This window comes from Vibrio tapetis subsp. tapetis (assembly GCF_900233005.1).
Classification (GTDB): Bacteria; Pseudomonadota; Gammaproteobacteria; order Enterobacterales; family Vibrionaceae; genus Vibrio; species Vibrio tapetis.
Genome location: NZ_LT960612.1, coordinates 222,486 through 243,650 on the forward strand (window position 1 = coordinate 222,486; position 21,165 = coordinate 243,650).

At 44.0% G+C, this 21,165-nt stretch carries 16 protein-coding genes, 2 tRNA genes and 1 pseudogene; 3 read left to right on the forward strand and 16 right to left on the reverse strand.

What is annotated here, in order from left to right:
- Window position 1: 1 nt before the first annotated feature.
- Window positions 2–631, forward strand: a complete 630-nt coding sequence (locus VTAP4600_RS18145; RefSeq protein WP_102524211.1) for a cytochrome b/b6 domain-containing protein — start codon at window positions 2–4, stop codon at window positions 629–631.
- A gap of 5 nt (window positions 632–636) precedes the next feature.
- On the forward strand, window positions 637–1,065 hold the full coding sequence (locus tag VTAP4600_RS18150; RefSeq protein ID WP_102524212.1) for a MarR family winged helix-turn-helix transcriptional regulator: 429 nt from the start codon (window positions 637–639) through the stop codon (window positions 1,063–1,065).
- A gap of 135 nt (window positions 1,066–1,200) precedes the next feature.
- On the opposite strand, the gene VTAP4600_RS18155 is transcribed toward VTAP4600_RS18150, so the two are convergent.
- Window positions 1,201–1,274, reverse strand: a tRNA-Cys gene (locus VTAP4600_RS18155).
- A 67-nt stretch (window positions 1,275–1,341) separates the two neighbouring features.
- Window positions 1,342–1,428: transfer RNA gene (locus tag VTAP4600_RS18160), tRNA-Leu, on the reverse strand.
- Between the two features lie 435 nt (window positions 1,429–1,863).
- Between VTAP4600_RS18160 and VTAP4600_RS18170 the strand changes: the two are divergent.
- Window positions 1,864–2,266, forward strand: a pseudogene (locus tag VTAP4600_RS18170) (YkgJ family cysteine cluster protein).
- Window positions 2,267–2,350: 84 nt separating this feature from the next.
- Here VTAP4600_RS18170 and VTAP4600_RS18175 read toward each other — a convergent pair.
- The 14 genes from VTAP4600_RS18175 to VTAP4600_RS18240 all read right to left on the reverse strand — a co-directional run bounded on the left by VTAP4600_RS18175 (window position 2,351) and on the right by VTAP4600_RS18240 (window position 21,163).
- Window positions 2,351–2,731, reverse strand: a complete 381-nt coding sequence (locus VTAP4600_RS18175; RefSeq protein WP_145958595.1) for a hypothetical protein — start codon at window positions 2,729–2,731, stop codon at window positions 2,351–2,353.
- Window positions 2,732–2,961: 230 nt separating this feature from the next.
- On the reverse strand, window positions 2,962–3,732 hold the full coding sequence (locus VTAP4600_RS18185; RefSeq protein ID WP_102524216.1) for a 4'-phosphopantetheinyl transferase family protein: 771 nt from the start codon (window positions 3,730–3,732) through the stop codon (window positions 2,962–2,964).
- Window positions 3,704–4,501, reverse strand: a complete 798-nt coding sequence (locus tag VTAP4600_RS18190) for a thioesterase II family protein (protein WP_102524217.1) — start codon at window positions 4,499–4,501, stop codon at window positions 3,704–3,706. The genes VTAP4600_RS18185 and VTAP4600_RS18190 overlap by 29 nt, the downstream gene beginning before the upstream one ends.
- A gap of 113 nt (window positions 4,502–4,614) precedes the next feature.
- Window positions 4,615–5,793 (reverse strand): hypothetical protein, encoded by a 1,179-nt coding sequence (locus tag VTAP4600_RS18195; protein WP_102524218.1) that lies wholly within the window; start codon window positions 5,791–5,793, stop codon window positions 4,615–4,617.
- On the reverse strand, window positions 5,793–6,548 hold the full coding sequence (locus VTAP4600_RS18200; protein ID WP_172443171.1) for an outer membrane lipoprotein-sorting protein: 756 nt from the start codon (window positions 6,546–6,548) through the stop codon (window positions 5,793–5,795). The genes VTAP4600_RS18195 and VTAP4600_RS18200 overlap by 1 nt, the downstream gene beginning before the upstream one ends.
- 13 nt (window positions 6,549–6,561) lie before the next feature.
- Window positions 6,562–8,922, reverse strand: a complete 2,361-nt coding sequence (locus tag VTAP4600_RS18205) for an efflux RND transporter permease subunit (RefSeq protein WP_172443172.1) — start codon at window positions 8,920–8,922, stop codon at window positions 6,562–6,564.
- A gap of 197 nt (window positions 8,923–9,119) precedes the next feature.
- A complete protein-coding gene (locus VTAP4600_RS18210) occupies window positions 9,120–11,084 on the reverse strand; it encodes a thioester reductase domain-containing protein (RefSeq protein ID WP_331813012.1) in 1,965 nt (654 codons plus the stop codon).
- Complete coding sequence (locus tag VTAP4600_RS18215; RefSeq protein ID WP_231897968.1) at window positions 11,071–11,925, reverse strand: AMP-binding protein; 855 nt, start codon at window positions 11,923–11,925, stop codon at window positions 11,071–11,073. Before VTAP4600_RS18215 ends, VTAP4600_RS18210 begins: the two co-directional genes overlap by 14 nt.
- A 58-nt stretch (window positions 11,926–11,983) precedes the next feature.
- Window positions 11,984–13,357: a condensation domain-containing protein gene (locus tag VTAP4600_RS18220; protein ID WP_102524223.1), complete on the reverse strand. Its 1,374-nt coding sequence runs from the start codon at window positions 13,355–13,357 to the stop codon at window positions 11,984–11,986.
- Window positions 13,341–15,059: an acyltransferase domain-containing protein gene (locus tag VTAP4600_RS18225; protein WP_102524224.1), complete on the reverse strand. Its 1,719-nt coding sequence runs from the start codon at window positions 15,057–15,059 to the stop codon at window positions 13,341–13,343. The genes VTAP4600_RS18220 and VTAP4600_RS18225 overlap by 17 nt, the downstream gene beginning before the upstream one ends.
- Window positions 15,052–15,168 carry a hypothetical protein gene (locus VTAP4600_RS26745; protein WP_415239698.1) on the reverse strand — a complete coding sequence of 39 codons (117 nt, stop codon included), beginning with the start codon at window positions 15,166–15,168 and terminating at the stop codon, window positions 15,052–15,054. The genes VTAP4600_RS18225 and VTAP4600_RS26745 overlap by 8 nt, the downstream gene beginning before the upstream one ends.
- Window positions 15,169–15,223: 55 nt before the next feature.
- Window positions 15,224–16,366, reverse strand: coding sequence for a beta-ketoacyl synthase N-terminal-like domain-containing protein (locus VTAP4600_RS18230; RefSeq protein WP_102524225.1), 1,143 nt, complete (start codon window positions 16,364–16,366; stop codon window positions 15,224–15,226).
- Entirely contained in the window at window positions 16,363–17,913 is a 1,551-nt protein-coding gene (locus VTAP4600_RS18235) for an aminotransferase class V-fold PLP-dependent enzyme (RefSeq protein ID WP_102524226.1), read from the reverse strand. The genes VTAP4600_RS18230 and VTAP4600_RS18235 overlap by 4 nt, the downstream gene beginning before the upstream one ends.
- Window positions 17,914–17,929: 16 nt before the next feature.
- The gene (locus VTAP4600_RS18240) at window positions 17,930–21,163 is read right to left on the reverse strand and encodes a condensation domain-containing protein (protein WP_102524227.1); all 3,234 of its coding nucleotides are present in this window, start codon (window positions 21,161–21,163) and stop codon (window positions 17,930–17,932) included.
- Between the last annotated feature and the right edge of the window lie 2 nt (window positions 21,164–21,165).

A 21,165-nucleotide genomic window follows, 5' to 3' on the forward strand; every position in this document is an offset into this window, starting at 1 on the left:
TATGAAAGTTTGGGATCTCGCAACTCGCCTATATCACTGGATGCAGGCACTTGTTTTTGTTGGGCTAATGGTAACGGGTCAATCAGGTAACGGCCCTCATGTTCAGCTAGGATTGGTATTATTGACTCTGGTAATTTGGCGAATATGTTGGGGATTTATTGGCAGTGAGACGAGCCGATTCAGTCAATTTGTCCGATCTCCCAAAATAATATGGGTCTATCTAACTGGCCGGTTGAATAACCAAGTAGGCCACAACCCTCTTGGTGCTCTTATGGTGGTCGCGTTGATTTCTTCTCTACTGCTTCAGTGTGTATCGGGCCTTGCACTCGCAGGGCTATTGGATCAGCTCCCAATGGCCGATGTTTGGCTAACAGATGGCGTTTTCTCGGCGTTGGAATCCGTTCATTTTTTCTTGGCTGACACACTTGGTTTCTTAGTGTTGCTCCATGTTGTGGTCATTCTAGGCTACAAGTTGGCTAAAAAACCCTTAGTTTGGGCGATGGTAACGGGGTATCAAGCTAAGATATCGAGATCCACCGCTCCTTTGTTGGCCTCAAATCTTCGCGCTTTTTTGGTGCTAATTTCATCCGGATTAGTTACTATGACAATAATTGCATTATCAATGGTATAGCAAACATGGGCAGTGAATTTAATAGACAAAGTAGCTTCGGCTGGATGATCAACGTGATTGCCAACCAAGCAGCTAAAAAATTTGAAGTAGAGCTAAAAAAGCACGGCTTAACGGTGGCCTTATGGCCAACTATGATGTGCTTATGGGAAGAAGAAGGCGTAACTCAAAGAGACATTTCTGCCAAGTCTAAAGTAGAAAACTCCACGACAACTCGTACATTAGACAAACTGGAAAACCTTGGTCTAGTGGAGCGACGAACTGATCCGAATAGCCGTCGTTCGTTTCGAATTTATTTAACCGCCAAAGGAAATGAGCTAAAAGAGACGTTACTGCCCATCCCCGTTGCAGTAAATCAAGAGATGTTAAGTTCGCTAAATGATGCGGAGCAAAAAGAGATGATTCGTATGCTCCAAAAAATGGTCGCAACTGTTTAACTCTCTTGAACACTAACAATAAGTATTCAAAAGGCACATCACGGATAGAGGTAAGTGATGTGCCTTTTTAGTTTTAATCGCGAGTAATCTTAAAACGAAAAAGCCCCAGCATTTCTGCTGGGGCTTTTCAAATAATGGAGGCGCCTCCCGGAGTCGAACCGAGGTCCACGGATTTGCAATCCGCTGCATAGCCACTCTGCCAAGGCGCCATTATTCTTTGTCGCTCATATCACGTTGAGCTTTATTTTCACTTCCACTCTTTGAGTAGAAAATAGATGGTGCCCCGGGCCGGACTTGAACCGGCACAGCGCGAACGCCGAGGGATTTTAAATCCCTTGTGTCTACCAATTCCACCACCAGGGCACGCAATTCTTTATTGCGATGCTCTAAACCAATGTGCTCTAAGAGCGGTTAGACACCATCTTAATACTGACACTTCAACCAGTGAATCATCAATATTGCAAAATCTTTTTCTCTAGAGCGGTTTGCCCTGAGAACGAGACGTACTTTAACGGATTAAAAAATTCCGTCAACACTAATTTTGCTCATTTTAATCAAGTGATTAAAAACCACACTCATCAGCAGTTTACTAACCACTTTTCGGACATTTTTGGCGCAGGCAATAAAAAGTAATTTTCCTAATAGCCATAAACTCTGGAGTTACACCCTATTGCTAAACCGACATTTTGACGGTTAATCAATTCGATATCACAGCCATGCCGCTTATCAGGCCATACGTTGTTCTAACACATTGGTGATATACTGCAGGCTTATTTTTGAAATCAAACTGGTTTTGTAATGAAAGCGTGTAACCAATGCGGAAAATGTTGCATCAAATATGGCGATGGCGCACTTTCAGCTAGTACTGAAGAGATAGCCCTGTGGGAGTTGTTTAATCCTGATATCTTCGCATACGTAAAAGGTGACGAAATTTGGTTTGATCCGAAGACAGGAGTAAGACTACAACAGTGCCCGTTTCTAGAGATAGCACCCAAGCTAAACCCTAATTCGCAAAACAAATACACCTGCAGCATCTATCTTGATAGACCTGAAGACTGCCGCCATTACCCAAGCCTTATCGCTGAAATGGTAAGAGACGAATGTGAAATGATCGAAACAGTTGATCTTGAAAAAACCAAAACTCGCCCAAAGAAGACTCGACTTTTTAATGAAAGATAGCCGACCTGCAAGTGGCTCGTAGCCATCGTCGCGAGTTTAGACCTCTATTCAAGCTCGAGCTTAACCAAGATAGCTCTTGATTTCGTATACGATACCATAACCATAGTTAAACGATCTTGTTCATCTCTTTTCTATAGCAGATGAACAAACCAAACGCACCACCTAGGTAGGTCAAGGCTAACGGAATGAAAGTCGGTCGATAGGCGTATTCAACACCATAACTCTCAGGGTAATGACTGTTTACGAGCAACAACCAAGCCGCGATTGCTCCAACAAGTAACCAGATGGCAGCGACGGTTATCTTGTGTTCTGGAGCCAACCAATAACCCACAAGCACTACCGTCATTGCTGAGATAAATCCCGCTATCGGCTCTGGCCACAAGGACAAGAATTCTGTGACCCCTAACGACAAGAATAGAACTGCGTAGCACGCAACAGGCACGGCTACAAACATTGCGCAGTATCTGGCAATAGTATGATTCATCATTTATCTCCTATCAGAATACGAGCTAAATAATAAAGAAACTTGTTTGTTATTTCTGTCCCGATTTGTATTGATATGTCAAAGTACTTAAAAGTTAAGTCAGTGTAAGTATTAACGAAGTAAACAATGACCGTAAAGACAATACCAAAAGCCGTACAAAGAAAGAGAAGCGCTATAAGATCTCTCAGCCAAGTTAAAACTGAGAGAGCATGCATAAGGCCAGAAGACTGAATTCAATTCGAACTAATTAAAGTCGTTATAAAAGATCCACAAGAAAGTAAATGACCCGTAAAGGTTTTACCAACTTCTAACTCACCACTAACGAGTGTAGAGCAAAGTTGAATACTGAATCTTTTGTTTGTCACGCAAATCTCAGTCACTCTAGCCTCACTAAAATTGATGTACATCTCCACTTTAGGGTAGATTGCTTTAAACAAGCTTTCTTTGGCTGAAAAAATAATGGTACAAAATTGAGTAAAACTCATGCTCAACTGATAATACAATTGCATTTCATCGCTTGTCAGTATCTGAGGAGCTATTTTTGTCGCAACATTCATCGGAATAATGGCTTCGTGGTCGATACCAACGAATGTCACAGCATGATCTTGAGATACAACTGCAATCGCTCTCTCACTCGTATGAGAAATTGATCCAACGTACCCATCCGGCCAAATTGGGTTTCTATGCATTCCAGTTGAAACGGATACATCTCTTGCATTCAATGACTCTAAAGCAACCATCGCTGCTAGCCTTCCCGCCAGAAACTCTGCTCTTCGCTTCGTCACCGCTTTCCTGATATGGCTAGGCTCCTGAAAAGTCAGCTTTTCATAAATATCACTAGTGAACACTTCAGCATTGTATTCACAAATATATACACATATATCAGAGTGATACTCAGAAAACTCATGTTTTTGAAATGATTCGATAAAACCTAAAAATGGCTTATCTTTTTGTAATATAAGACGACTCATCAATTTACGGGAAGAAACAATCGGAAGTAACACCAACACTCTCCTTCATTGAGCAACTCGAGGGATTATTAAAGCTTGTTAATAGCTCCTCAATAATCTTCATCACGTTATCTTCATTATGAATAAAGAAGTGGTCTCCAGTGAACTCCTTTATGTCTACGTCTTGAGTAAAAAAAGATTGCCATTCCTGCATATCGTTATGATTCATCTTGTCTTCTGAACCATAAATTACCGTCGACTTGCTCGGTAGCAACCCTGAGAATTCTGTTCTGAACATTTCTACCACCGAAAAATCGGCTCGAATGTAAGGCAGGCAAAAATCAAGCAAACTAGGTGTATTGAATACTTGCTCAGGCGTACCGTTTAATTTTTTGAGCTCTTCAACGAACTCTTGCTTCGGTAAACCGCTAATAGGTTTCATGCGGTTTTGACGATGAGGTGACAACGCACCCGAAAATATACAGTGGTCAGGTTTAGGCAATTTCGCCTCGTACAGCATAACTAACGTTTCAAATGCTGCTAATGCGCCCATACTATGACCAAACAAGACATACGGTTTATCCGTTAAAGCGACTAATTCACTTTTTATCCCTTGTATATATTCCTTCATATTATTTATGTTAGGTTCAGCCATTCTCTCGGCGCGACCGGGAAGTTGAACAATATGAAGCTCTACCCATTCGGGTAACCACTGAAGCCAAGAATGAAAACCAGACGCACTTCCTCCTGCGTATGGAAAGCAGAACAACCTCACTTTAGCATTTGGGTTAGCCTTATAACACGTCAGCCACTGAATATTCACATAGACCTCTTATTGATATTAATAGTCAATGAACACTTATTTAAAGCGCTCGGGTTCCAAATTAATTAACGGTATTTATCGTGGGTAACGCTAGAAATAGGCATTTAGACGAGCTACAACCATGGTATTTTTCTGGAATAAACCTTCTCATCACCATAGAATCCATTATAGCCCAGAGAGTATTCTAGGGTGTCTGATGGCTTGTAGCTAAGCTTGATCTCTAGCAAGCTAGAGTCGTCGTTGAAATTGTAAACTCCACCAATCTCTCCAGCCCACACCCCTTGCCCCCATTCATAATGATAATTCTGACTGATCTGAGGGGTGGTTTTTCCATTCGTCTGCTGGGTCACAAGAAAATCGATTTCCGTGCTTACTTCTTTAAAATAACCAATCCACCCCCCTAATAAGCTCCATTGTTCACCAGGTTCAGTCATTTTACGGTCATTCACCACTGTTAGATTCTGATCGTAGCGGGCCTGAAATTGGGCAACCCCCCCCCAATAATTCACATTATATTGGAAAAAGGCACTAGAAGTTTTGCTTCGTTGAAGGCTTACTCCTTGAGCGTTTTCGGCAATAGCAGGATCGTCTTGGTAAACATATGCTCCACCTAAAAAAAGATCGAATCCAATTCGATTAATCTGGTACCCGAGCCCCACCTCGATCGGGTGATCAAGGGTCTCATTTTCAAATGCTTCTCTTAATTCAGGCGGTGAGCGATCCCACATTGAAGCCTGTTGGGCAAGCACATTAATGCTTGGTTCTGCCGTCACAATGAAGTCAAAGACATCATCACCAGAAAATTCTCGCCAGCGTATTGCTGTCGTTGCAAGATAGTTAATGGCAAGCCCCGAAGCCAGAGGATCAGAGCTGTCTGTTGGGTTGAAGTAGTTACCTTGAGACAACGCACTTCCCGAACCCCAAATCATCATTTGCTTGCCTATCGTGATCGTCCGATTTTGTTGCATTATTGAACCATAGAGCTCTCGCACTTGGACATCCCACTCCGTCGCCTTTTCTCTTGCACCCACTGATGGGTCCCAATCTATAGAGAACGCGCTTTCAATCGTGAACTTCTGACTTTCTGGACGGTAATAAGGTTCAACCCACAGCCGTTGCCTTAAACTACCCCACTCATTAGAGCGCAAGAGGTACTGCATGGATGACTGGACGTACCCAGTCAAACCTATACTTGAAGCGGCCGACTCAACAGGCACATCGTTAAAACTAGCGAAGGGGTCTTCTGCGTGCACAAACCCGCTTATTACCGATAAAAGTAAAATCTTTTTCACTATAGCCTGCTTTGAGAAAAGTCAGCTTCACTCAGTCCAACATTGACTTGAATATTGTTAAATTGAATCAGGGTTTCACTGTTACTAACCGCACTTTTGGTCACCATTTTTTGTGCCATCCAATAGTCACCAAACTGTTTATGCCCTCCATACCACGTTGTTTTCAGAAGTTGACCCTGCTTAGAGTACCGCTCCATCTTGTGAACCAAATGAATATCTTCTCTTACCCACGTAATACGTTTTTTATAAGACGAACTGTTCGCGTCAAATGGCACACTTTCGACGACATAGCACTGTACTTCGCCGCACTCTTCCTTTCTAAGTAAGGTATGCTCGTCATCTTGAACAGAACGACTTTGAAGATCTTCGTTAATAAGGTCACTTCTCATAAAAGTCCCTTTATTCGCCGACCCAGAAATTCTTCGCGTTAAATTGGCATTTTGAAGATATAGCCACATGTCATCGACCAATTTAGGGTCGTCGTAAGACCATGTTAAATAACGCGTCCCTTGAACTTCAGCTGGTAACGAAAACTCCATAAAAGATTTTCTCCCTTCATCGGTTCGAATTGATTCACTCTTAAGTACACGTTTTAACATTTGATCATTTCGCTTGATCAACATAACCATATCCTGCGTTACATCTTGGCTTGACTCAGCGGTATCTAACCAAGTCATGACCTCTTCTCCGCTTGGTGCGGCAAAGACAAAGGGCGAAAACATTGTGATCAGTAAAGCATTCAATTTTAAGTGCATGATTTTTTTTCCTTTATCCATTCGCTTGAACAGTGTCTAACGTTTGTGTTGCTTTCAAAGGTCTGAAGATAAGCAGCAGAGCTGGAAGTAAAATTAAATCAGCTAACAGTGCCCATGAAAAAGCCATCCCAGACATGTAGCCAAATATCACGCTCTCATTAAGTACTGATAGGGTAAGAACAGAAAAACCCGTACTGAGTATTGTCGTGGTAAAGACCAACGGACGCCCAGCTTTAGTGACGGCATAACGAATCGCATCCTCGTAGTTGCCTTCTAGATTAAATGCCACCTTGAATCGGCTGAGAAAGTGAATAGTGTCATCAACCGCAACTCCAAGTATTAAAGGAGAAAAGATAATTAATGACTGACTAAGTGGCATATCTAGCCACCCCATCAGCCCTACCGATACCAAAATGGGTAATACATTAGGTAATAAAGAAAGTAACCCTAATGACCAAGACTTAAGCACCACAACCATGACAAGAGAAATAGCCATGAATGCCCAAATGAAACTATGGAGCTGGCCCTTAGAAAGGTAATCTGACGTTTCTTTAATATGGACAATAGGGCCAGTTACCGAAGCATTAACATGGCTATCGAACGTGTTTTCAACATTCAACTCTACCTGCTTAATAATGTCGTAGCTTTGCTCGGTTGACACCGCTCGCGTACGTACCGCAATACGAATTTGTTTAGAGTCAAAACTAACAAACTGATCAAGTAACTCCCCCCCACCCATTTCATAAAGGAAAAGGAAATCAGACAAGGTGCCTTGATCTGTCGGAAGCACCGCTCCTTTCTCAGGTATCAAGACTTGATTCGATTCTTTCACTATGTCGACAATAGAGCGTGCGGTAACAACATGTTCGTTCTTTTTCAATTCAGCGATTAATTTTTCGACCCGATTTAGTGTATCAACCGTCAAAATAGGAGTGTTGTTATTGCTACTCAATACAATATCAAGTGTCATCGCCCCTCCCATATTCTGATCAACAAAATCCGCCTTTTGACGCAGTTCTGTTCGGGTCGACAAGTTTTCTATCGGGCTTGTATCTAAACTCACAAAAAAGATGCCAACAGACATCGCCAATGACGAAGCTAAAAAGCCAACAGCCCATACTTTCGGAGAATTAATGACACTTTCAGCCAATTTGTCCAAACTCACATCAATCCAATCTTTTTTATGACGATTCATGGCGGATATAGGTTTGGCACCAAATGAAAGCAGTGATGGCACTAAGCAATAACTAAAGATTAACGCAACGAACACACCGATGGCGCAATACACCCCGAGTTGACCAATGGGAATGATCTCGGTTCCCTGAAACGATAAAAAGCCAATAGCGGTCGTTAATGTCGTCAGAAAACAAGGCAACGCCACTTTCGCACAGCCAGACACTAGTGCTTCATTTTTAGATTTTCCAGCCGCTAGCTCGTCTTGGTAAGCACAACCAATATGGATACAATCGGCCATCCCGATACACATAATAAGGCTTGGTACGATCGTGACAAAAAAGGTCAATTTCCAACCGATAAAGCTAATCAGACCAAATACGGCAATATTTGCTAAGGCCATCACCAAAATAGGGACCCAGGTCAATCTTACTGACCGAGTAAAATAGGCAATAACCAACATTTGAAGTACCAAAGCGATTAACCACAATGTTCCTGTTTCATCATTACTGATTTGTTCCATTTCGGCGTCAAATATTGGGTCACCAACCGCCACAATACCAAGGTCTTTATAACGGTCTTTTTCTAACAAGCTATTGACGGCTGGAGCGATCTTCTTACGTGGATCCACTTCGTTTTTCGGGTAGGCGTGTAACTCTACGAGCACCCCTAAGTACCGAGCATCACCTGAAACAAACAATCCTTGATAGAGTTCATTTTTAGACAACCGAGTGATCTTTTCTAACAATTCTTCCTTCGATTCTTTCCCTGACAGGTACGCGTCTATAATGATTGCCCCTTCACCCACCGTGCGCATTTTTTCTAGGTTGTTAATACCTGTAGCAGCGCGAACATACGGGATGGAGGTTTCTAGGTCATGGGTCAATTGATTGAGTTGCGCGATCGTCTTATCCGGATCTGTCCGTGAAATAGGCATAGCCAAAACTAAGGTGTCTTCGTTCCCAAAGGTCGCTTTGAAACTTTCCATGTCAGCAATTAGTGACGAACTGACAGGTAGAAAGCTCTCATTACTATTGTCAAACTCTAATGTTTCCAGACGGGTAAAAAGACCGGCAACAAGCAACACAGTCGCTAAAATAACCCAATAGCGAAAATGAATAATAAAACGAACCCACTTTTGAAAGTGGAGATTAACTTTGGATTGATTCAACGGATCATCCAATTTCCATTGCGAACTCATAGATGTGCGCCCTCGCATAATTTTGTGTGCTGCCAATAAATTTCTGCGAAGATTATCACCCCAATCGATAATGATTACCATTCACAATCGGGAGGGCTTTTATCACTTAAGGTAGGGTTTTGAATCAATAACGAATAAAAAACGAGCGATGGTATGTCGCTCGTTGTTATTCAATCGATTTGCAGTCTCTATTTTATTTAAGTTTGAGAGGGGAGAAGAGTCAGTGCATCCGTGTAAAGCGCAAAGAGCTCTGAGCTAACAGGAGACAAAGATAAACCTAATGATTCAATGTAGGCGCAAGTAAGAGTACTATCAGCCACAATAGGTAACAGCGTTTCAGCATCCTCTTCCTCAACTGTATACGGCACAAGATTACTCAATTCTGGATATTGTTCCAGATGGGATAACAGGGCAATGCGCCACTTTGATGCCGACAAAGGTTTCAGCTTCTTACCTTTAACTAGAGTCTCTTGATAAAGGGTTGACCAAGGCATTGGCTCAGGGTTGTTCATATGCCATATAGGACGTCGAAAATCATCGACTTTGGCGCGAACCAACACATCAGCAACCTCATCAGTCACCGTTAGATCTGCCAATGTACCTGATTCAGGATACGCTTCTAGCAAATGACACGCCTGAACTGATCGCCAAATAATGTCTTTCTCGTTGTTGATTCCTGTCTGCTTATCTCCAGACATGCTTGCCAGTCGATAAATGGAAACATCCAATCCTTGCGAACACGCTTGTAAACACAGTTGCTCCGCAACCCATTTACTTTGATTGTAACCACCAATTAAATGTTGCCAGTTAGGCATTAGGGACGACTCAGTAATGCCTTCAATATCTGATGCAGAAGAAATTAAGCTCATGGTAGAAACAAAGTCGAACGATTTAATACTTGACGTCGAAGCCAACTCTAGAAGAGTGCGCGTTGCCTCAACGTTAGCCCGTTTCAAAAGACCATAAGGATAGGCAAAGTTCACCAAAGCACCACAATGCACTATGTGACTGACGGATTTCGCCAAATTTTGCCAAGATTCTAGCCCAAGACCTAATTTATGTTGCGATAGATCCCCTACGACGATAGCAATTCGCGTTTGGTAGTCATTGCACCATAACTTCAATTCAGTTAGCTTACTTTTTACCCGAGAAAACCCCTCTTTCTTATCATTGGCTCGAACAATACAAACCACTGTTCTATCGGTATTTTTTAATATACTTGCGCATAAATGAGCACCGACAAATCCTGTCACTCCAGTTAACAGCCATTCTCCATTCTCTGCTTTTAGCAGCCCATCTGGCACTAAATCCTGAGCGAGTACAGCCTCTTCTCCAAGATCATAATGAGTAACAATTTGGCGTAACGGCATTTCATGACCATCTTGTCTAAGATTAAGCCAATCTGCCAAGGTCTGCATCGAAGGGAGTTGGTAGAACTCATTCAACGGAATGTCAACATCAAACGTCTCCCTGAGTTGGCTAACACATTGCGCGACCTGCAAAGAGCTTCCCCCCATCGCAAAGAAACTTTGATCTAAGTAAGAAATCTCACTTTTGAGTAATTCACTGAGTAAGTTAAGAAGTGTTAACTCTGTACCAGAATAAATCGCTTCTTGAGTCGCTTGAACATATTTTTGCTGAGTTAGCGCTCTAGCATCAATTTTATTATTAGGCGTTAATGGCCAAGCTTGTAAACAAGTGAAGGTTGACGGAATGACAGAGTTAGGGAGCTTACGCACCAAATGCTGGCGAATGACCTCGGAAGCGAATGGACGACCGTCTTCTGTTAAATAGTACGCATATAATGCGTCCACTTGTCCATCCATATAGTTAGGAACCACTCTTGCCTCTTTCACAGAAGCAAACTCTGACAACGCATACTCTATTTCTGACAACTCCACTCTTACGCCGAGAATTTTTATTTGGGTATCCAATCGGCCCAAAATAAAAACGAAACCATTCTCATCACTTTGGCATTGATCGCCACTTCGATAAAACTGAGATTGACCACTCGAAATGAAACGCGCAGACGTCAGTTCATCTCTTTGATGATACCCTTTTGCTACTCCTGTCCCTCCGATATACAGCTCACCAGAAACCCCGCTTGGTAAGGCATGCCCGCACTGATCGACAAGCCCAATATCAACGTCAGATAAAGCCAATACTGTCGTACTTCCGCGTTTTATGTACGGGGTTGGCCACGCAAAAAATGCTCGCTTCTGAAGGACCATACAAATTATACAATTGCCCTCTTTCTGCCCATTTTCTTGCCAAAGCTGGTGGGCAGCGATCACCACCGACACCGACCCAAGAAAGCCTTTTAACTTGCGTTACGTCAACGTGAGTCAGCAGCGCGGGAGGCAAAAATATCATCGTAATCTGATGTAATTGGATGATTTTGGTGATCTCTTGAGGATTGCGAACACAATCAATATCGTCAAAGACCAACGTCCCTCCGCTAGCCAACAGCATTAATACTTCAAGTACCACAGCATCAAAACTCATACCTGAGCACTGGAGTAATCGGTGGGGTTGATCCATGGTGGATGACAAGAACGCCATTCGGCTCGCTAGCCCCTCATGGGTATTGATTGATGCTTTAGGCTTACCCGTCGTCCCAGACGTATAAATTAGATACGCAATATCATCACATTGCGTCATTATTTGTAAATATTGATCTTTATTGCCAGAACAAGCACTAAGCCCGTCGACGGCTTGAATGTTGTTTACTTCACAGTAGTCATTCAACCAAGCTGGCATGTTTTCATTAAATAAGAGGTGCTTCGAGCCACTGTCTGACAGCATATCTGAAACCCGTTGTTCTGGGTATTGAGCGTCAAGCCCTAGATAACAAGCCCCCATCTCCATAACCGCAAGCATATTGAGAATCGACTGATGCTCGTTACGGCTAAAACAAGCAACAACCTGCCCCTTTTCGACTCCCTGATGTCTAAGTAAAGCGATAAGGCTCTTCACTTTCTGCCATGCTTGAGAGTAGCTCAACGTAACGTTAGATACCTTGTCTTCAATGAGTGCTAATTCTGGTTGAACCTCGACTAATTCACGTAATCGCTGCGATAAGAGAGGCGTTTTTTGCTGTTTTGCTTATCGCTTGAGACGCCATAGGCAAGTACGTTGTCAAGCCGCTGAGTGGGCTTTCACCCTCCCTCAATAGCGATGTCATCACATCACACACTGAGTTAGCCAAAATATTAATTAGCGATGCGTTCCAGCGCGACGTATCATATCGAACTTGGATCTTGAACGGGTCACCCGGCCACGCGTAAATCGCCATTGGGTAACCAACCGATTCCTTAGCCAACACTGGGGTCACTTTAAATGGCAGAGTTGAATCCGATTCAACGTCATGCGCTTCATATTGAAAGACCGTTAACACCTGAAATGGCATAGAATTCGCTTCCCAGTCCGCCGCTTTCATTATTTGACTAAGAGGCAACTGATTATGGTGAAAACTTTCGCTCAATTCTTGATGACGTTGGATCAAATAGTCACAGCATGATTGCGACCAGTCAAACCGCCAAGCTTGAGGCACGGTGTTCAACAACGGACCGATAATCCTTGATTCATCAAACTGGCTCATCTCTCTCATTAACGTCGTCATGCCTAGCACCACGTTATCTTCATGAGTCCAACGTGCCATCACTAAGCTACAAGCACTCTGAAACAAACTGCTTTCTGTAATGGATAACTTCTGACAACCGGCTTGAATAGAATCACGCCAAACCTTGGAGCGTAATACTTCTAGGCTACCTTGACCTTCCCCCGAATGCCCGACTTGTGAACCCATCGCCTTGCCAACATCATATCCCTTCAGTTTGTCTTTCCAAAACCAGGCTGACTCTTCTTGCTCAAGCAATGATACCCTTTTAATGTGATGAGCAAGGGATGGGGCAAATGGCAATGCACCAGAATCCTGAGAAGATAGCCTGACGTAAGCTTCACCTAATTCTTTGGCTAAAACCCCAAAAGACCAGCCATCAATAATCACATGGTGCACCGTCACCAACATATACAACTTATCACTGGATACCCGCACTATATTCACACGGAACAAGGGGGCATTTTCTAAATCAAAACCTTTGGCCTTTTCTTGCTCCGCATAGTCATGAATGTTGAATTTTTCGTCATTAATGTCAGAAAAAGACCAAGGTACAACACTGTTAGATGGCTTAAACACAACTTGATGTGGCTTTTTCAATCCTGAAAAGTAAAGACGCGTACGCAAAGCTGAGTGAGCATGCATGACCGCTTCCCACGCCTGCTTATTAAGTTTAACATCATAACTACCCGTAATTTCAACCGCCAGTTGCTCAATATAGAGCGCATCATTTGACTGTATTGACTGATTGAGAATAGCGGATTGCATCGCAGTTAACGGAAACGCATCCGAAACAACATTATTCCAAGTTTCCACAGCTCTCTCCTCGCGTTTTCCATTGTTTAATGATGACGGTTTTCTCTTCTAGGGAAAGAGTGCTCAGTTCAAATGGTTCAATAGTCTCACTCTGTTTATCCAGGTGTTGGGGTCTCTGTCTATATCCACCGTTAACCTTATCTTCCATCGTCTTCAGGTTCAGGCACTGGTATGCTTCAGAGACAGACAACTGGCCACCGTGCAAGGATACTTGTCGAACCAAATCTAATAGATCGACCGAGCTACCGCCCAACGCAAAAAAATGGTCATCATCAGACAGTTCTGAAGCGTTAATTCCTAATATGTTCGACCAAATAGACTTCATGCTCACCGGGTCACTTCGCTTAGCGATCTCTTCAACTTCTCCACTTTGAGTCGCCTTTGAATCAGAAAGTGCTTTTACTGTTAGCTCAATCTCTGCCCAATAGCGTTGAGGAGCGAGTGCAATGCTCGGTAGCGGGACTCGACGTCCCTCATCAGAGCACCAATCCTGCCAATCAATGTTAAAGCCATGAACCCAAAGTGTCGCGAGTGTCGTTAGCCACTGCCCTACGCCCGAGTGGTTAGGCTTATTAGCCGTATTCGTGACGGTGCTAGTCACCTCACTAATTAGCGGGCTTAATTGAGGTTTTGCCCCAATTTCTAAATAGAGTGCATTGGGATATTCTCGATGAATATTGGTAACAGCGTCCCCAAATTTGACCGTATTTCGTAAGTGATCACTCCAATACTGTGCGGTGGTAACTTGCTGAAGATCCACTTCTATTCCGGTGACATTGCTGTACCAAGTATGACGAGGAAAATTAGGGCATGACTGTTCTACAACCGCTGAAAACTCTTGTAAGATGGGTTCCATCGCCCGACTGTGGTAAGCCTGAGACGTATTTAATTGAGTATGCCGTACTGAATTGTCATTCAGAACTTTCAACAACCACGCCAGTTCACCGTTTTGTACACTGAGAACTAACTGTGTTTCACTGTTGATTGCAGCCAAGTCTACCTTCTGCTTCCAATCTTCTCCGAGAACCTCATGCAGCTGATTCTCTGCCAGATGACAAGCGATCATTGCTCCTTTTTCCGCCCGAGCCATCAGGCTTCCGCGAAGAAATACTAAATCTAGAGCTGTTTCATAGTTCCATACCCCTGCATAGCAAGCTGCGACAAACTCACCAAGGCTATGACCAACCAAGGTGTCAGGTGATAACTTGGTACTTTTCAGAAGTTCTAGATAGCTCATCGCTAGAATAAACAATGCTGGTTGGACAAGAGCCGTGTTCTGCAAAGCTTCATCTAAGTCGTTACTCGCCTCAGTTAACAAGGGTAACAACTGAACACCGTAACTTCTTTCAATATACGCGCAGCCTTGGTCAATCATTGCACGTGCAACAGGATAACTGTGATAAATGCCAGCCGCCATGCCTGAAAACTGACTACCTTGACCAGTAAAGACGTACACTAGCTGATCACATTGACGTTGAGAAACAATAGGTTGTTCTAAGGCGTCGGCCAGAACTTGATTCGGTTCAATCACGCACGAACAGCGGTGAGAAAATGCTTTTCTCGTGTGTCGTAAGGTCCATTCAATATCTCCCAACGAATGTGCTCGAACTGACTTCGATTGCTCAAACAAACGTACCGTTTCTACAGATTGAGCATAACTCGGCGTTGACCATTGTAGAACATGATGCTGTTGACTAAACACGGCATTCCCCCCCTAAAAATTCGGGTGCAGACGATAAAACAACATGTGCATTAGTGCCGCCAAACCCAAATGAACTGACTGCCCCAAAAATGTCACCTGACTCCCTCAAAGAAAACGCATCTGAATTAACAAAGAATGGACTGGACTCTAGCCCTAAGCGAGGGTTAGGTTATTTCATAATGCAAAGTAGCAGGGAGCACTCGCTGTTCAATCGTTTTTGCTGCTTTGATTAGTGCGGCGATACCGCTCGCACAATCCAAATGCCCAATATTTGATTTGATGGAGCCAAGGGCACAATATTGCGAGCCACATTCACCATAAGCACTTTTTAGCGCAGACAGCTCCATGGGGTCACCTAGTTCAGTTGCCGTACCATGGGCTTCGACAAAGTGAATCTCTTCAGGACCAACACCAGCTACATTCATTGCCTCTTGAATAACTTCAGTCTGACCAGCCAAACTTGGAGCGGTAAACCCTGCTTTGCTCGCCCCGTCGTTATTAACGGCAGAACCTCTCACAACCGCATAAATATAATCATTGTCAGATTGTGCATCTTCGAGACGCTTCAATGTCACCGCTCCAACACCATCACCAAACAAAGTGCCAGACGATTGATGATCAAATGGACGGCAATGACCGTCTTTCGAACGTATCCCTTGTGGCGAGTAGAGATACCCCATTGGACCATATGCCGAAATCGAAGCACCACCAGCTAAAGCGAGATCACACTCACCCGCCAACAGCGCCTGACAAGCTTGATGCACTGCCACCAAAGAGGTTGAACACGCGGTTTGCACTGTCATTGCGGGTCCCGTCAGGTTCAATTTATATGCGACACGCGTACAAAGAAAATCCTTATCATTGGCCATCATGATGCTCACTGGATCACGATGAGCATACTTCGGATTACCAAGAATATTGTTTGCAAAGTAAGTGCCTATAGAACAACCTCCGAAAACGCCGGTTTTTAAACCCACCGTTTCTGGCTCTGGGTAGCCAGCGTTTTCTAAAGATTGCCAACAAATTTGTAAAAACAAACGCTGCTGCGGGTCCATCATTTCTGCTTCTGCGGGCGTGATATCAAAAAAGCTGGCATCAAATAAACTCGGTTCTTGCAGGCATGAAGCACGCAAAACATAATGTGGATGATCAAGCCACGATGAGTCCACTTTCCCGACTAAAGCCTCATGAGGGATTGTCTCTATGGTTTCTTCTTTTAAAAGTAACCGTTGCCAAAGTTCGTCTACACTCCCAGCTTTCGGGAACAATCCGGCCATTCCAACAATGGCAATCGCTTCTTCACTCATGCGATTCCCTCTAGATCTAGCCCTTGCTCACGCACTTCTTTTTCTAGGCTTTCAGCAATCACCAATTGATCAGCAATGACCGTTTGTAAGTGACTACGTGTTGTGAGTGGATTTAGCATCACAGCTCGGAATAATACGAGAGATTGCTCTGGGTATAGATTAGTTACCCGCTTGGTTCGTGAAACAAACGTATTACCTAATGCCCTCTGTCGCTTCTGCAACACAACATTAAAGGCGTTAACGTATTCATTTTCTTGTTCATTTAAGTGTCGTTCACGGTAGCCTTCTGGTAAATAACGGTAAACCATCAAATTCATTTTTGGCTGATGAACCAATTCAAACTCTTGAGTTTCATTAAGTATCTGCGCCATCACCTTGGCTCTGGATAAGCTTTGTGACAAGAGCTCACCATAGCCAGACTTACCGATAAGGTGAAAGGCTGCGTGCAAGTACAACGCCATAGCAGGGCGAGTTCCCTCTAAAGTAAAACGACCTTGATCAAGAGAGGAACTCCGGATGGCATAAGGCGCTTCTTTACGAATTTGCCCTAACGTTTCAACTTCACGTGTTAAAAGCAGACCACACCCAATTGGCGTCATCAATTGTTTATGTCCATCAATGGTTACCGAATCTGCACGATGGATATCAGAGAGGATCGCTTTACCTTCTTCGCACAGCACCATAGCCCCACCCCAAGCACCATCCACATGAAGGTGAGCGCCATTTTCTTGAGCCAACTCAGACATTTCAGCAATTGGATCCACACTGCCAAAATCAGTGGTTCCGGCGATGGCCACTAAAGAGACAACAGGCTGATTCTTTTCCTTTACCTTGTTCAACGCCTCTTTAAGGTGGGTGAGAGATAAACGATATTCATGATCAAAAGGAAGTCGAATTAAGTCTAATCCTAGCAAATCTGCCGCTTTGTCAAACGAGTAATGCATGAGTTCTGAACCAATGATGACGCCTCGTTGTGTGTTTGTACCATCAGCTTGTTGGCGCTTGTTTCTGGCCACCCACATCGCGGTAATATTCGCGACCGTACCACCACTTGTAAAGCAGCCAAAGTTAACATTCGCATCTTGAACACTTTCTAGATACGAATCTTCACTTAAATTAAACACCTCTTTATGAAGCATCGCTAAGACTTGCCTTTCCAAGAAATTCAGTCCACGACAAGACTCAATTTTCATCATATTTTGGTTAAGAATCATCACGATCCTTGACAATTGGCTCACAAAGTTAGGAAGAGGCGACGTCATATGCCCTACGTAAGTCGGAGAGGCTAAGTGCGAGCAATGGGGCAAAATATCATTTTGAAACCCTTCCAAATAGGATCCCATTGACTGCTGCTGAGCTGGAATTGTCGTGTCTGTAAACAAGGTTTTCAGTTCACTTATCTTCATCGAGTCACGACTGTCCGTTGAACTTAAGAACTGTTGACACATCTCATCGATCCAGCCATCAAATTGACTGAATCCCTGAGTAAATAAGCCTTCAACATCTAAATTATTGTCGGCCGCTAATGGGTTTGAGTAGATATTCATTTGTTATTCCTTCGGCTTATTTTGTTCTTCTACGCACTCTAGAAGTGCGCTGTCCGCGTCTAGCGGGCTTATTAGTTGATAGGTCTTTTGAACCAAAAAGATACTGAGCAAGAGAGCGAATTGTCGGATATTTCAGTAATGTCACGACGTCTACGGCTTTGTCTAAGGTAGTCATTACTTGGTGCTGAACCTGATTCAGCTCCAGAGAAGAAAAACCAAGATCAAAGACATTTTTGTCAATGTCACAAGCGTTAACTTGCAAGACACCCGCATAAATATCTTCTAACGCTTGTTCATGTTCAGTTTTTTCGGCTGGAGCTTGCGACTCGATTAAACTCCGCTCCGCTTCGACCAATTGTTCTAGTGCTGGCATATTCACTTTGCCGTGTGGCAGCAAAGGGATCTGACTCAAACAGTAGAGTTGGGATGGCACCATATAAGCAGGCAGTCTCTCCAACAATTGTTCACGGGTAGATTGGGGGCTGTTAGAACCTCTCCAACAGCCAATGAGTGCTGAGTATTGATGAGAAAAGTACACCACGGCGCCGCTATCCCCCGTCGACTCACGCAAGTTCATTTGAACTTCCAGTACCTCAACTCGATTGCCACGAATCTTTACCATGCCATCTTTGCGTCCAATGAGTCTCACTTGTCCTGAAGGCAGAACCGCCGCTAAGTCACGCATTTTAAACGCTCCCTGCTGCCCATTATCAGATTCCTCTGCTGGCGTCTGATGATGGGTATAACCAAGCAGTTTCTGCTGACCAGTAAGTTCAATTTCTCCGGGGCAACCAATGGGCATAAGGCGACCAAACTGATCCACAATCTCTATTCGCGCACCCTCTACGATTTGCCCTAAATAGCCCGACATAACACTTTCTACGCAGACTTTATGCCAAGCGATATCATTCACTTCTGTTGAACCGTAGAGGTTAAAGACATCAGCCTCCGGAAAAGTTTCCTGAACCTCAGATAGCAATGTCAGAGAAAAAGGCTCTGCCGTTGAATAGACATGCCTAAGTGTCGGAAAGACATGATTTCCCATACACAGCATTCTAAGCAGACTCGGTACGGCATATAGCTTCGACACCTGCTGAGTATTGACCAACTCAGCCAAAAGCGACCCAGAAGCTACCTCATGATTCTGTGCAACAATACTCGTCGCCCCTGTCATTATCGTGTCGAGCACTTCCCACAGTGCATCGACAAAACCCAAAGGCGTTCGCTGTAAAACACGATCGCTTGGCAAGGTCGTCAACGTGTTACGCGCAAAATTCAACCTCGCATTCGCCGCACCGACAGAAATGGATACGCCTTTAGGCAACCCCGTCGTGCCAGATGTATACAACACGGCAAATTCTTCAAACGACGTTCTAGGTTCAATAGTTTGGATCATCGAGGTAAAATTCGACACGGTCTTAGCGAGTGCGTCCTGCGTGAGGATCTCAGCTTGAGTTGAAAACTCTACCGCAGGCTGCTCCCCCTCTTCAAAAATCAGCAAGGTTGGGCAAGCATCATTAATGATCTGCTGGCAACGCACTTCTGGTAATGAGCGGTCCAACGGGACATACGCCACCCCAAACACCGAACAAGCAGCAAGTACTGCCTGTTGTTCCAGTCCTCTTTCTCCCCAAAAAGCAACACGTTCACCTCTTTGAAGTTGACGGCTTCTAAACGTTTCCAACCACAACGAGATGCGTTGTTTGAGCGAACCATAAGAGGTCACCTGCCCATCTATCACCATCGCGGTGTAGCTATCGCTAATAGAATCCAAACGTGCTGCCAGTTCAGACAGCATATCGGGCTGGTCTGTTTTGCGGCGATCTAACGTATTCAGTATTTCCTGTTCTTGTACGGTAACAATCTCGACAGATTGCAACGGTTGCTCTAGTGGCGCTGTTGCAAACGACCTCAATACTTGCTCATAATGATCTGCTAACCATTGAATTCGCTGCTTGGTATATCTTGAACTGTCGTAGTTAAGGACTAATTCAAATGCGTCTCCTTTTGGCCAAACGTAAATTTCCAGGTCCATGTGCGCGTACGAGCTTTCAGCCTCTAACGCTCTGATTTCCAGCTCTCCCCAGCTATCGAGAGACACTTGTTCAGGTTGCATCACCAGACCAATCTGATAAATAGGGTGCCCTTCACTTTGCCAACCAACCGATTTCACCACTTCTGGAAAAGGGGCAGATTGATTCGCCAATGCTTCTAACCCTGTGCGCTTAGAGATATCCAAGAAAGCGTGTAAATTGTCTGATTCACACCACGCCTGACGAAGTACGATATTGTTGACAAAACACCCTATTAGCGACTGACTTTCGGTTTTATCTCGCCCAGATACGTAGGAGCCAATCACAGACTCTTGAGTATCGTTATAACGCCCAACCAAATACTGCAACGCCGCACTAAACAGCATAAAGTTCGACATGCCAAGCGCTTGCCCACGAGCAGACAGAGCACTCGCTAAACTGTCTGGTAAATTATGCCGAACCACCGCGCCTTGAAACGCCTTAGTGTCCAATGAAGGCAACACATCCGCTGGCAATCTAGTGACAGGGGCATTTGAGAGTTTCTGTTGCCAATAGTTGAGCGCATCTTTACTTGCAATCTCTTGGCTCATCCCAGCAACGTCAATGTAATCTTTAGTAATCACATCGAGATCTTGCTGTTGCTCTAAGTAAAATGCTCTTAACTCATCCAGTAAAATCCCTGTAGACCAACCATCAAACGCGATGTGATGAAACTCCAAGCTAAGGATATGTTCTTGTTCGTTCAGTTTAGCGACCGTGGTTCGATAGACTTCACCTTGTTGAAAATCCAATGGTTGGTTATTCTGACAAGAAGCGCGTTCAAGCCAGTCGGATACATCATCGAAGCGTTGCACGTTTAATGGTTTCGACTCTGCTTCACACAAAAACTGTACCGCTTGCCCCAAATTCGAGTCAAAACGATACCCCGTTCTTAGTGTCGCATGACGTTGAATCACACCTTCAAGGGCGTGACCCAGTTTCGTTAAATCTAGGGGGCCTTTCACCAACAAGTGCATCGTAATGTTATACGCGGCACTGGCCTTAGCATCTTGAGAGACTAACCAAACACTTTGCTGAGAAGGGCTTACCGGATAACTCTCCCCAAGCTTTCTCTCTGTGCTCCGCGCCTTGTTTACTGATCTCGTTTTGGCTTTTGCCTTTTTAATCAGCGCATTAAGCTGTTCAGTATTAAGCTGTTGAATATCAATGGTTGACATGA